General features: G+C 60.2%; 13 protein-coding genes and 2 pseudogenes. 8 read left to right on the top strand and 7 right to left on the bottom strand.

All coding sequences use genetic code 11. The features are described from left to right. Positions 1-8: 8 nt before the first annotated feature. The 4 genes from DFO46_RS19805 to DFO46_RS19790 all read right to left on the bottom strand — a co-directional run bounded on the left by DFO46_RS19805 (position 9) and on the right by DFO46_RS19790 (position 4,168). On the bottom strand, positions 9-761 hold the full coding sequence (locus DFO46_RS19805; protein ID WP_120278748.1) for an ABC transporter ATP-binding protein: 753 nt from the start codon (positions 759-761) through the stop codon (positions 9-11). After that, positions 755-1,822, bottom strand: a complete 1,068-nt coding sequence (locus DFO46_RS19800; RefSeq protein WP_110792669.1) for an iron ABC transporter permease — start codon at positions 1,820-1,822, stop codon at positions 755-757. The genes DFO46_RS19805 and DFO46_RS19800 overlap by 7 nt, the downstream gene beginning before the upstream one ends. After that, on the bottom strand, positions 1,822-2,955 hold the full coding sequence (locus DFO46_RS19795; protein WP_120278747.1) for an ABC transporter substrate-binding protein: 1,134 nt from the start codon (positions 2,953-2,955) through the stop codon (positions 1,822-1,824). The genes DFO46_RS19800 and DFO46_RS19795 overlap by 1 nt, the downstream gene beginning before the upstream one ends. Before the next feature lie 67 nt (positions 2,956-3,022). Next, positions 3,023-4,168 carry an ABC transporter substrate-binding protein gene (locus DFO46_RS19790; protein ID WP_110792667.1) on the bottom strand — a complete coding sequence of 382 codons (1,146 nt, stop codon included), beginning with the start codon at positions 4,166-4,168 and terminating at the stop codon, positions 3,023-3,025. A gap of 109 nt (positions 4,169-4,277) precedes the next feature. Here DFO46_RS19790 and DFO46_RS19785 point away from each other — a divergent pair, with 109 nt between their 5' ends. The 5 genes and pseudogenes from DFO46_RS19785 (at position 4,278) to DFO46_RS19765 (ending at position 8,474) form a co-directional block, all read left to right on the top strand. Continuing rightward, a complete protein-coding gene (locus tag DFO46_RS19785; RefSeq protein WP_120278746.1) occupies positions 4,278-5,081 on the top strand; it encodes a class I SAM-dependent methyltransferase in 804 nt (267 codons plus the stop codon). Positions 5,082-5,095: 14 nt separating this feature from the next. After that, a pseudogene (locus DFO46_RS24170) lies at positions 5,096-5,280 on the top strand (AbrB family transcriptional regulator). Then, entirely contained in the window at positions 5,277-5,621 is a 345-nt protein-coding gene (locus DFO46_RS19775; protein WP_120278745.1) for a type II toxin-antitoxin system VapC family toxin, read from the top strand. The pseudogene DFO46_RS24170 and the gene DFO46_RS19775 overlap by 4 nt, the downstream one beginning before the upstream one ends. Positions 5,622-5,826: 205 nt before the next feature. Then, positions 5,827-7,347: an aromatic amino acid ammonia-lyase gene (locus tag DFO46_RS19770; protein WP_245422661.1), complete on the top strand. Its 1,521-nt coding sequence runs from the start codon at positions 5,827-5,829 to the stop codon at positions 7,345-7,347. Positions 7,348-7,553: 206 nt separating this feature from the next. Then, entirely contained in the window at positions 7,554-8,474 is a 921-nt protein-coding gene (locus DFO46_RS19765) for a sugar kinase (protein WP_120278964.1), read from the top strand. A gap of 12 nt (positions 8,475-8,486) precedes the next feature. On the opposite strand, the gene DFO46_RS23965 is transcribed toward DFO46_RS19765, so the two are convergent. Next, complete coding sequence (locus tag DFO46_RS23965; protein ID WP_183041968.1) at positions 8,487-8,642, bottom strand: hypothetical protein; 156 nt, start codon at positions 8,640-8,642, stop codon at positions 8,487-8,489. Positions 8,643-8,913: 271 nt separating this feature from the next. Between DFO46_RS23965 and DFO46_RS19760 the strand changes: the two genes are divergently transcribed. Then, complete coding sequence (locus DFO46_RS19760; RefSeq protein ID WP_245422660.1) at positions 8,914-10,023, top strand: PAS domain-containing protein; 1,110 nt, start codon at positions 8,914-8,916, stop codon at positions 10,021-10,023. A gap of 65 nt (positions 10,024-10,088) precedes the next feature. On the opposite strand, the gene DFO46_RS19755 is transcribed toward DFO46_RS19760, so the two are convergent. Both DFO46_RS19755 and DFO46_RS19750 read right to left on the bottom strand, forming a co-directional pair. Beyond that, positions 10,089-10,355 (bottom strand): PepSY domain-containing protein, encoded by a 267-nt coding sequence (locus DFO46_RS19755; RefSeq protein WP_120278743.1) that lies wholly within the window; start codon positions 10,353-10,355, stop codon positions 10,089-10,091. Between the two features lie 161 nt (positions 10,356-10,516). Further along, a pseudogene (locus DFO46_RS19750) lies at positions 10,517-10,742 on the bottom strand (helix-turn-helix domain-containing protein); the annotation flags it as partial. A 185-nt stretch (positions 10,743-10,927) separates the two neighbouring features. Between DFO46_RS19750 and DFO46_RS19745 the strand changes: the two are divergent. Together DFO46_RS19745 and DFO46_RS19740 are read left to right on the top strand one after the other, a co-directional pair. Beyond that, a complete protein-coding gene (locus DFO46_RS19745) occupies positions 10,928-11,599 on the top strand; it encodes a GntR family transcriptional regulator (protein ID WP_120278741.1) in 672 nt (223 codons plus the stop codon). Positions 11,600-11,691: 92 nt separating this feature from the next. Beyond that, the gene (locus tag DFO46_RS19740; RefSeq protein ID WP_120278740.1) at positions 11,692-12,543 is read left to right on the top strand and encodes a transporter substrate-binding domain-containing protein; all 852 of its coding nucleotides are present in this window, start codon (positions 11,692-11,694) and stop codon (positions 12,541-12,543) included. Positions 12,544-12,564 lie beyond the last annotated feature (21 nt).

The raw sequence follows: 12,564 nt of genomic DNA, 5'->3' as shown, positions 1-12,564 counted from the left end.
GCTCCATCTTATCCCAGCGCCGCATCCACAATCACCATCGGGCGTCCCTGGGTGCAGGCCTCGATCCGCGCTTCCACATGGTAGACCTCGCGCAGTAGGGCAGGGGTGATCACGTCGAGGGTTGCGCCGCTGACCACCAACCGACCATCGGCCACCACCAGTGCGTGGTCGCAGTAGCGGATGGCGTGGTTGAGATCATGCAGGGCGATCAGCACGGCGATACCCGTCTCCCGGGCAAGCGTGTGCATGAACTGCAGCACCTCGATCTGGCGGAAGAGATCAAGCGCCGAAGTCGGCTCATCCATCAGCAGAATCTCCGGCTTCCGTACCAGGGCTTGCGCGATTGCCACCAGTTGCCGCTGGCCACCCGACAACTCGCCGAGATCGCGAAAGGCAAGATCCGTGATGCGCAAGGCTTCGAGGATCCGGTCGATCTCGACCAGTTCATCCTCGGCAACCTTCCAGCCAGAACCCTGTTTGGACGCGAGCAGCACGCTTTCATAGACGGTGAGAACGGCATTGGCGCCGGTGTCCTGCGGCATGTAACAGATTGGCCGCAGGCTTTCCTCTCCGCTCACATGCACGACGCCATCGCCTTTCAAAAGGCCGGCGATACGCTTGAACAGGGTGGACTTACCCGCCGCGTTGGGGCCAATCACGGCGGTCAGAGCGCCGCCTGATATCTCGGAGGTGGTGATCTCTGAAAAAACCCGATGGCGGCCATACTGGGCGCCGACGGCTTCGAGCCTGAGGGCTACCATGCGCGCCTCCTGTTGGTGAAGATGAGCGAGAAGAAGAAGGGAACCCCGACCAGTGCCGTGATCACGCCGATCGGCAGGATGGCGCCGGGGATCAGCATCTTCGAGACGACCGACGTGACGGATAGGAGCAGCGCGCCGCAGATCACCGAACCGGGCAGGAAGAAGCGCTGGTCTTCGCCCACCAGCATACGGGCGATATGGGGACCGACAAGGCCGATAAAGCCGATGGTACCGACAAAGGAAACCGGGATCGCTGCGAGCAGGCTGACCAGCATCATGGTCTCGAGCCGCAAACCCTTGACGTTGACGCCAAAGGAGGCGGCCTTGTCGTCACCAAGTCGAAGTGCCGTCAGCGCCCAGGCGCGACGGGCAAACAGCGGAACGCAGAGGACGAGCACGGCGAAGGTGACGGCCACCTTCGGCCATGTCGCCTTGGTGAGCGAGCCCATGGTCCAGAAGACGACGGCCGCCAGCGCCTGCTCGGAGGCCAGATATTCGAGCAACGACAAAAGCGCGTTGAAGGTAAAGACGAGCGCGATACCGAGCAGCACGATGGTCTCGACCGTCACGCCCCTGAGCGTCGAAACGCTGTAGATAAACAGCGAGGCAAGCATGGCCATCAGGAAGGCATTGACCGGCACCATGTATTGCACGGCAGCGGGGAAGACCGCGACGCCGGCGACGAGGCCAAGCGCGGCCCCGAAGCCAGCGGCGGCCGAAATGCCGAGTGTGAAAGGACTTGCAAGCGGATTGGCAAGGATGGTCTGCATCTGCGCGCCCGCCAAAGACAGACACGCCCCGACCGTCACCGCCATCAAGGCGATCGGCATGCGGATATCCCAGATGACGACGCGCAGTTGGTTGCTGGCGCCGGCCGGGTTCCAGATCGTCGAGATGACATCGGAAAGGCTGTAACGCGCCGGACCATAGGCCATGTCAACGGCGATGCTGACGAGCAAGGCCAGGACCAGCAAGCAGAGAATGCCCGTACGGCGTGCGGCAATGGCACGGTAGCGCGTGCGCCCCTCCGCCATATCAGCGCCTTGAATTGCGACCGCCATCAGTTCGTCTCCCCCTTCAGCGAGGCAAAGTATCCGGGCTTGTAATCGACCGGCAGGAATTTTTCGTGGAAGTCGCGGAAGGTCTGATCCGGATCAAGGTCGGCAAAGAGTTCCGGATGGAACCACTTCGCGAACTGCTGGACCGCCACGAACTCGTAAGGCACGCCGTAAAACTGATGCCAGACGGCATGGACATTGCCGGTCTTCACCGCCTGCAGGTCGGAAAAGCCCGTGCGCGCCATCAGTGAGATGAGCTTCTGCCGGGCGGCCTGCGGATCGGCGCCGCGGCCAACATGGACGAAACGGTTCGTCTTTGACTCGGCTGCCCAGTTCGACCCGGTCGCGATGTAATGCTCCGGGTTTTCGACAATGAGCTGCTCAAGATTGAGGTCCCCGAAGGTGGTCTTGATCACGTCGGCTGCGATGTTGTGGCCACCGGCCTGCTCGACCATCTCACCAAAATTATAGGGCCCGAAACTGCGGCAACATCCGTTTTCCGCATCATTTCCCGGGGCCCGCTCGATGAAGACCTTGGGACGAACGAGAGCTGTCACCTTCGCCAGCCGATCGGTAACCCGTGCCAGTTGCTCGTGGCGATAGGAAATCAGATCCTTTGCCCTATCTTCGGCGCCAAAGATCTGTCCAAGGATGCGAATGCTGTTTTCACTGTTCTTCGTCGCATCGACGCGGAAATCGACATAGACGATGGCAATTCCAGCGGCGGCGGCTTTCTCCTCGATGCCGCTTTCGGCGGCTACTTTCTGAGCTTCGAGGTTGAGCGTGATCACGTCGGGTGAAAGAGCGATTGCGGCTTCAAGGTCAAAGGTGTTGTTCGGCACGTAGCCGAAGCGGGGCAGGGAGGCGAGCGCCGGAAAGCGCTCCACATAAGCCTCATAGCTGTCCGGGTCCTTGGTCAGGAAGTCGTCGCGCCAGCCGACGATGTGGTCGACTAGGTGATCGCCGGTCAGCGCCGCGATGGTATGGATCTGCCGGGCCTCGCCAACGAGCACGCGCTTGGCCGGCAGGTCGATCTCGACCTTGCGGCCGGCAATGTCAGTGATTTCAGCGGCGAGCAGCGGTGAACCCAGAACGCTCGACAGGGCGATCAACGCCCCGAGAAACTTCGTCAGCATCAAAATTTTCTTCCTCGAAAGAAGACCGGCATCCCTGAATTCGGCGGGATGCCGGCCGCTTGACCGATCAGGATCCGGTCTTCAGCGAAGCGAAGTAGCCCGGCTTGTAGTCGACCGGCAGGAAACGGGTATGCAGTTCCTCGAAGGTCTTGTCGGCGTCGAGGTCCTTGAACAGATCCGGGTGCAGCCACTTGGCAATCTGCTGGATGGCAACGAACTGGTAGGGGCTGTTGTAGAACTGGTGCCAGATGGCGTGGACATTGCCGTCCTTGACCGCCTTGATGTCGGTAAAGGCCGGACGGGCCATCAGGTCAGCGAGCTTGCGCTCGGCTTCTGCCTTGTCGGCTCCTGGACCGACACCCACCCACTTGCCACCGGGGACATAGAGTTCCCAGTTGGAACCGGTCACGATGACCTGATCCGGGTTCGACGCGATGATCTGTTCCGGGTTGACGTTGCCAAAGGTGCCGGGAATGAAGTCCTTGGCCATGTTGATGCCGCCGGCGAGTTCGACCATCTTGCCGAAATTCTCATTGCCGAAGGACATGCAGCAATCATCGGAATAGCCGCCGGCGCGTTCCATGAAGACAACCGGCTTCTTCAGATCCGACTGCTTGGCGAGCACGTCGGTGACGCGGGCGATCTGCTCGTCATGGAACTTGACGAATTCCTCGGCGCGCTCTTCCTTGCCGAACAGCTTGCCGATGATGCGCATGGAATCATCCGTGTGCTCCATCGGCTTTTCGCGGAAGTCGATATAGACAAGCGGAATGCCGACAGCGGCGAGCTTCTCGATATAGCCGCTTTCTTCCGTCGCGGACTTGGCTTCCGTGTTCATGATGATGACGTCCGGCTTGAGCGTCACGGCCTGCTCGATGTCGAAGGTGCCGTCCTTCATGCCGCCGAAGGTCGGGATCTTTGCCATCTCCGGGAACTTCTGCAGATAGATGTTGTAACCGTCGAGATCGGCCTTCTTGAAGTCATCGCGCCAGCCGACGACACGGCCGAAGGGCTTGTCCGTGTCGAGCGCTGCGGTGAAGTAGATCTGCCGGCCTTCGCCGAGGATCACGCGCTCGACCGGAACGCTGACTTCGACCTCGCGGCCGGTGATATCCTTGATCTTCACGGTCTCGCCGGCGAAAGCGACACCCGAAAAAAGAACGAGCGAAATCGCGGCGGCGGAGGCCACCTTCTCCATCTTGAACACGGTCATATCTCCTGTTTGCGATTGTGCCGTGATCTACGTTTTTATGACTTTCCCAGTCAAGAAATATCTTTTAGAAGTGTTCCAACCTCGCGATCCATCTTGAAAGAGTCATTTGATGCAAGCCTTTAGCCCGCTTTCCAACCACGACCTGCGCGACGAGATCAAGGCGTACTGGTCGCACCGCGCCGAAACTTTCGATGCGCAGCCCGGACATGAGATTTTTTCAGAAGATGAGCGGGCCGCCTGGCATGCGCTGCTGAGGAAACATCTGGGCAACGGAGAGGGCAGGGCGGCGCTCGACCTCGCTTGTGGCACGGCCGTGGTTTCACACCTGCTCGATGATCTGGGATTCCAGGTGACGGGGCTCGACTGGTCTGAGCCAATGCTGGAGCGGGCGCGTACGAAAGCAGCCACGCGGGGACGCAAGATCCGCTTTCTCATGGGTGACGCGGAGCGGACCATGGAGCCGGACGCGTCCTATGACGTCATCACCAATCGGCATCTGGTCTGGACCCTTGTCGATCCGCTGTCCTGTTTCCACGAATGGCATCGGGTGTTGAAGCCCGGTGGCCGGCTTCTTGTCGTTGATGGCGACTTCGTCAACCCATCTGCTTTGACACGATTGCTGAAGCGGTTGGCAAGCCTTGCCTCTCATATCGGTCTGGCCCGGGATGCGCTTCATGGAGCGCCCAATCCGGAGATGGCCGAAACCCATAACCGCATTCTCTCGGCCGTCTACTTTTCCGGTGGCGCGCGTTCTGACGCGGTTGCCGCCCTTCTGAGAGAAGCGGGCTTCGCCAAGGTGACGATCGATACCGATATGGCGGCCATCCATCGCAGCCAGCGGAAGAATTTCTCGCTGCTCAAGGGGCTGGAGCGCGCGACCCAGCATCGTTTCGCCATCTGTGCGGAGAAGTGAGGCGACCAAGCCGCATGACGTGCATCGTGCCCGGCAGTGAAGTCGAGTTCGAGTTCCACCGCGCGAGCACGGTAGCATCGTCCTGACACGAGCCGATGCGCAGCCGACCAAAAGCCGGTTTGCACGTTTGCGCGGGCATGCGGGGAAGAGGCTTTCCACCGACGAGATCATGGCGCTGACCCGGGGCGAAGAGGCATGATTCTTGTCGATGCCAATGTCCTTCTCGACCTCGTGACCGACGATCCGGTATGGGCGATGTGGTCGATTGAGCAGCTTGAAAGCGCTGCCATTAAAAGTCCGGTGCTGATTAACGACGTGATCTATGCTGAACTCGCCGCGCGTTACGGCACCATAGAAGAACTCAACGCTTTCGTCGCAGAGGCGGAGTTGACCCATGTGTCCATGCCTAAGTCTGCCCTTTTCCTAGCGGGTCAGGTATTCAAGCGATACCGCAGGGCTGGCAGACAGCGAAGTGGGGTTCTTCCGGATTTCTTCATCGGCGCGCATGCTTCTGTCGAAGGCCTTTCACTTCTCACTTGAGATCCCGGTCGCTATCGAAGCTACTTCCCAAAACTGCATCTGATTTCGCCCGATATATAGTCGACACTCGCGTATCGTCGTGTCGCGGCCGGGCTTAAAACCTGCGATTTTGGCCGCTCGCGTGGCGCAAGGTCCCTGTAGCATGGTGCAGCCATGCCATGCATTGCAGGCGACCATCCCCTTCCTTCCGGAGCCAGTCCCTTCTGTGACCCCTGTTCTTCTTGATGCAAAGCCACTCGATTTTGCCTCCCTCGACGCCATCGGCAGCGGCACGGTTCCCGTGTCCATCAGCCCCGAGGGCATGGCTCGCGTGCGCGAAGGCCGGCGGGGGTTGGAGGCGGCGATCGCCCGGGGTGAGACGATTTACGGCGCAAACACCGGCGTCGGCGCGATGAAGGACACCGACTGGAGCGAAAGCGAACTCGGGCAGTTCAATCTCGGCCTCGTTCACGCTCACCATTTCGGCACGGGTGCGCCCTTTCCCCTTCCGACCATCCGCAAGGCGATCGCTATCCGCATCAACACCGCGCTGACGGGTTATTCCGGCTGCTCGCCGCAACTGGTTGAAGCCTTTGCGGCGCTGCTGGAAAAGGATGTGGTGCCGGTGGTTCGCCGCACCGGTTCCATCGGATGCGCCGATATCGGCTTGATGGGCCAGATCGGCTCAGTCCTGACCGGCGTCGGAGAGGTCTATTATCGCGGGCTCCGCCGCAAGACCTCGGACGTCTTTGCGGAACTCGGCATGACGCCGATCAAGCTTGCGCCGCGCGACGCGCTGGCCTCGCTATCGGTGAACGGCGTGGGGTATGCCGCAAGTGCCGTTGCAGTACGCGATGCAGCGCGCGTGTTGCGGGTGCTTATGGCGACGGCCCTCATGTCCTCGGCCACACTTGGCGCCGCGCGCGCGCCTTGGCGCTCCGCCATAACCGTTGGCTGCAACATGCAGTCCGACGTCGGACGCTGGCTGACGGAAACCTCGGCCGACTGGCACTGGCACGATGCCTCCCATGTCCAGGACCCGTTGAGCCTGCGCATGCTGCCACAGATCTTCGGCGTCGCCATTGCCGAAATCTCGCGGATCGGTGCAGTCATCCTGAAGGCAACCGGTCGCAGCGACGACAATCCTGTCGTGGTCGATGGCGAGGTGCTGACATCGGGCGGATCACTTCCGCTCGAGGTGGCGATTGCCATGCAGGCGGGCCAACTGGTCATCGCCCATGTCGCCCGCAACGTCTTCAACCGCTGTGTCCTCCTGGCCAATGGCGGCCGACGTGACCTGCCCGTCAATCTGGTGCCGGGCGGTGCGGTCGCGACCGGCTTCGGCCCGGCCCTGAAACTGGTCGGGGACCTCTACATGCGAGTGATGTCGATGACGGCGGCGCTTTCCCCGCAGTCGCTCGTCGTTGCCGGCGGGATAGAAGACGAGGCCGCGTTCCTGCCTCTGATCGTCGAACGGTTCGAGCGTCAGGTGGAAGCGCTGAAGCGCATGGCCGCACTCGAAGCTCTCTTTGCAGCGCAAGGCAACGACATTCTCGGGGACCAACCCGAAGGCATTGCCAGCCTGTTGCAGGAGGTAACGCGGGCTCATTCCGCCTTCTACCGCTCGGATCGACCGCTGTCTTCGGAAGTGGAGGCCCTGGAAGAGGATCTCGCCGCCCATTCCACCATGTCACGCATCGTGTCTGCAGCCCCGCTGCCTTTCTTCGACAGCTTTTTTGCCCTCTAGTTTCCAACTGTTTCGTGGCGGATGCTGTGCCTCGTCCGCCTGGGAATAGCCGGTTGAACATATGGGTTGAGCACCATTCACGCTGCGCTTGCCCTGCTTGCAATTTGACGTCGACAGACCAGCAAATATGCGTTCAGCGCGAATTGCTGTCGACGGCGGCCAGCGTGCGCATTATCACCGGACGCAAGGCACAGGAGGAGCAAGACATGGGACGGATCGTCGCGATTGGCGAATGCATGGGTGAGCTTTCGGAGACGGGCGAGCCGGGTTTGCTATCGATGGGTTTTGCCGGCGACACCCTGAACACAGCCTGGTATCTGAGACGCAGGCTCGGGACCGACTGGCAGATCGACTATCTGACAGCCGTGGGAACGGACACCCTTTCCGGACGACTGCTGGACTTTCTGGCGGGCGAGGGGATTGGAACGGCGCATGTGCAGCGCCTGTCCGACAAAACAATGGGTCTCTACTACATCAGCCTCAAGGACGGAGAACGCAGCTTCACCTATTGGCGCAATGACAGTGCCGCGCGGCGACTGGCACGCGATCCGGCGCTCGTCGACAAGGCACTCCAGGGAGCCGATATCGCCTATTGGTCCGGCATCACGCTTGCCATCCTGCCCCCGGAAGATCGTGCATCGATGATCGAGGTCCTTTCGCAATTTGCCCGGCGCGGCGGTCAAGTGATGTTCGACCCCAATCTTCGTCCTCGTCTCTGGGACAGTGCAGACACTATGCGCAGCTGGATCCATCGGGCCGCTGCAGTCAGCGATCTTTGTTTTCCGTCCTTCGATGACGAGGCATCGCATTTCGGAGATGCGAGCCCGGCAGCCACGGCCGAACGCTATCGCCAGCATGGTGCTGCCCGTGTCGTGGTCAAGAACGGACCCGGTGACATCACTCTTGTCCATGCGGCGGGAGATTTGGAAACGGTCGCCGTTCCGGCCGCAGCGTCAATCGTCGATACAACCGCTGCAGGCGACAGCTTCAACGCCGGCTATCTTGCAGCCGAGCTTTCGGGCGAGACGATGCGGAGCGCTGTCCAGGCCGGGGCCGCATTGGCCGGCAGGGTCATCGGCGCGCGCGGCGCCCTGGTTCCCCAGGCGGTGCAGGTGGACGACAAGTGATCAGGTCTGCGCTCAACCACCGAAGATGGTGAAGTAGCCCCAGGCGGCGATGAAGGCGATGACGACGCCTGCCCAGATCATCCCTTTGCGAAGGGCCGGGGAGACCGTTTTCTTCGGCTTCGGCGCCTTGGGCTCCGGTGGGCGCTCGAACTTGATGACGTTCGACATTCCATTCTCTCTCAAAGACGACGCAGCTTTTCGACAACCTGACTGTCGCACTCCTGCCATGATGAAGGCTCCATCACAAGTGTCGGATCCCACTCTTCGCAATGAAGAGAAGGCAATGCATCTACACTATGCCCGAGTTGGAATATCTGTGTTGCATGAAATGCAGGCTCATCAACGTGGCAAAGGGCTTGCCGCCACAATTGGGCCGCGCTAGCAGTTTTAGCTGCAAATCCTGCAAAGATCCTTTGTCCCTCGGACGGGGAAGTAAAACATGAATGCCAACCCTTTCGAAATGCTTTCCCAATTTGCCTCCGAAACCGGGATTACCAGAGACGGCGGGCAGCCGGACAACTGGAACACTGCAACGCTCGCCCGCGACGCTGTCGTAACCCACTATTTGAAGTTGGCTGAAGACCGCGGCACCATGGGATTCTGGTCCTGTGACACCGTGACCGGCGCCTGCTGCCCAAGTTCGGGACTTTTGCGATTGCTGGGGCTGGAGCCGACGGCGCATTTTCGGATTGCCGAATTTGGCGACTTCGCCCATCCGGAGGATCGGTCGCAGGCCGAAAACATCTGGCTGATGATCCGCAGCGGCATCCCGGTTGAACGCAGATTCCGCATTGTCCGAGCAGACCGGACCGTGCGCTGGATCGACTTTCGCTCGGAAGTTGTTCTTGACGACAATCAACAGCCGAGTCGAGCCGTGGGCATTGTCATCGACATGACCGCGCAGCACGAGAGCCGGGAGACAATCGAAGATACGCTCGGGCGATATCGTGCACTGGTCAATTCTCTGGCCACGATGGAATGGCGCGCGACGGCTGATGGCGTACCCATCTATTCCCAGGGTTGGACGGCCCTGACCGGACAGCTGGAAATTCATGTTGCCCGTGGCGCCTGGATGGACGTTATACACCCCGAGGATCGGGAGCGTGTCGCGGCCGCCTGGGGGCAGGCGGTCAGAACGCTTTCGCCTTATATGGTCAATCTTCGCCTGCTGCGCGCGAATGGCGATTATGAGTGGTTTCACAGCCGAGCCGTGCCGATCATCAAGAAGGGTGGACGGTCGCATGAGTGGCTGGGGATCATCATGTTGCATGACGACCTCACCAATCACGGCCTTCCGACACAGAACGACTGGCATGACCTGACCCCCATGCAGATCCGGGCAGCCCGTGCGATGCTGCAGTGGACGCTTGGTGACCTGTCCGCTCTGTCAGGCATCTCCGTCTCGTCGATCCGCCGCATCGAGGCTGAAGGCGAAAGGTCGACACGTCCCGCGTCGATCAATGCGATCCGCAAGGCATTCGAAGATCACGGCCTGAGCTTCGGCGACGGAAACAGGGTATGCTTCCAGAATGCGGATTCCCGGATATGACGAAGGCCAGGCCCTGTTCGATACCCCATGCTGAATGACCCCCCTGGGCAGCGAACGCCGCGGCTTTAGTCGCCGCTCTTGACTTCGATCGCGCGGAAACTGTGCGGGTCGAAATGGGCGATCACCCGCCGCCCGGTGCCATCGGTGGCAGCGGCTTCGTAACACCCATCCTCGGCCTTGATCGACCTTACCGTCCAGCCATGACCTTCCAGCTGCGCCTTCAACGCTTCGCGCGGCCGCCATTCTGACAGTGGAATCTCGCACCCCTCGGCAGCATCAACGACATCGCCCGCACCGGCAAGAAAACACAACGTCACAAGAAGATGTCGCACAGCGGGGTCCTTGTCCTAAGGTTCGGACAGACCATGCGTATGAAACCTGACGCACAGCTGAACCTTGCGCGCCTTCAGTGACACTCGCGGGGAGGATGGCTTTGCCCTTAAGACAATTGGCCGAAGCTCTGTTCCGCAACGTTCCGCCGCGAGAGCGCTTTCTTCCGCCTTGCAGTCACCGCCAGATCATTGGCAAGGGTGCAGTCGTAGCCGTCGTAGTCAGGCAGCTCGCGTTCCGTGGAACGTGTTGCGCTTGATCTCACCACAGACCGTCGAGCGGTGACGTCCAAGAAGATGCGCTATCTCATTGACGGGCAGTTTCGCTGCAATCAGCTGATGAAGCCGTCGGCGTTCGGCGTGTATGATTTGTGTATAGCATCGGGACATGCCGAAATTTCCATAATGAAGCCATTGAAATCATTGGCATGTCGCACTTCATCCTTGAACTCCCCCGGCTACAAACAAAAATCGCGTAATATACATTATGGAACCTTCATCAAAAATTAAAACCCGCTTGACGGCATTCAAACAAGGTGATTGTATGATTGGATACAAAAATTCAGTGAGACAAGATGTCAGGGTCTTTTGCCAGCAACACGCAATTTGCTTCAACAGCTGAGCAGGAAGCCTATCTCCATCTTCAGAAGGCGCTCCGCCTCGGCCGCTACAAGCCCGGTGATCGATTGATTCCGGAGGAGATCGCGGCGGAAATCGGCATGAGCCGCATGCCGGTTCGAGAAGCGTTTCGACGACTGTCAGCCGATGGACTGGTGACCTTGCGGCCCAATCGCGGATGTGTCGTTGCCGGTCTTACACTTCAGGAGATCCATGAGACGTTCGAGATTCGCTCCGTCTTGGAGGGCCTCGCAGTCAGGCTCGCCATGCCGCGAATGAATGCCGAGACCTTCGAGGAGTTGGAGCGACTACTCGACAGAATGGAGCGCGACGGGCAGTCGGGTAGCGGAGATTGGGTGTCCAGACACCAGCAATTCCACGCTCTGATCTTCAATCTCAGCGAACGGCCCAAGCTCATCCGTCAGATCACCGCACTGCATGTGGTGATCGAACCCTATATGCGCATCTGGTTCGACTATGTGAACAAGCCACTGTCAGCGCGCGAGGAGCACCAGACGCTGATCGATGCCTTGCGTTCCGGTGATCCGGAGCATGCAGAGGCGGTGATGCGCGAACATATCATTGCGACGCCGAGCCTGCTGGCAGAATACGCCAGTCCAGGCCGCTAGCACCATGTCAGAAATTGCCCGTAGCCGGAGGCACATCCGGCACGGGTGGGGAACCGCCGTACTCCACGGCTCAACAACGAAGAGGAAAAGTCATGACGATCCGTCGCATGGCAGCCGTTGCGGCTGCCCTAACCACACTCGCTTTCGGCACTGTCGCGTTTGCCGAAAGCGCGCCGACCGAGATCAAGATTGCCACGGAAGGCGCCTACGCGCCCTGGAACTTCACCAATGCGAACGGTGAGCTGGACGGTCTCGAGATCGAGCTTGCCAACGATCTCTGCGCCCGCATGAAGATCAAATGCACCATTGTCGCGCAGGATTGGGATGGCCTGATCCCCTCGCTGACCGTCGGCAAGTTCGACGTCATCATGGCCGGCATGTTCATCACGCCGAAGCGTCTGGAGACCATCGATTTTACGCAGCCCTATGCGGTTGATCCCGGTGGTTTTGCCGTGGCCAAGGACAGCGAGCTTGGAAAGCTCGGCCTCTCCGCAGAGCGCTTTGACATGAGCAATGAAGCCGAAGCGACTGCCGCCATCGACAAGCTGAAGCCCTTGCTCAAGGGTAAGGTCGTCGGCGTCCAGGCGGCGACCACCATGCTGGACTTCGTCAAGAAGTACTTCGGCGACACCGTCGAGATCCGCGAATACAAGACGACCGAGCAGCACGACCTCGACCTGGCGGCCGGCCGCATCGATGCAATCTTCGCCCAGCAGACGGCACTTGCGGCCACGCTCGCCAAGCCGGAGTTTGCCGACTACACGATTGCCGGCCCCGGTTTTGTTGGCGGTCTCTTCGGCATGGGCACCGGGGCGGGCCTGCGCAAGGAAGATACCAAGCTCAAGGGCATGCTCAACGCCGCAATCGACTCGGCCATCGCCGATGGAACGATCAAGCGCATTTCCGAAAAGTGGGTTGGTACCGACGTCACCCCAGTCAAGTAACCAAGGCGGACCAGATGCGGC

The organism is Rhizobium sp. AG855 (genome assembly GCF_003610655.1).
In the GTDB taxonomy this organism is placed as follows: Bacteria; Pseudomonadota; Alphaproteobacteria; order Rhizobiales; family Rhizobiaceae; genus Allorhizobium; species Allorhizobium wuzhouense.
The sequence above is the reverse complement of the archived record's forward strand: the minus strand, read 5'-3'. Positions and strand labels throughout refer to the sequence as shown.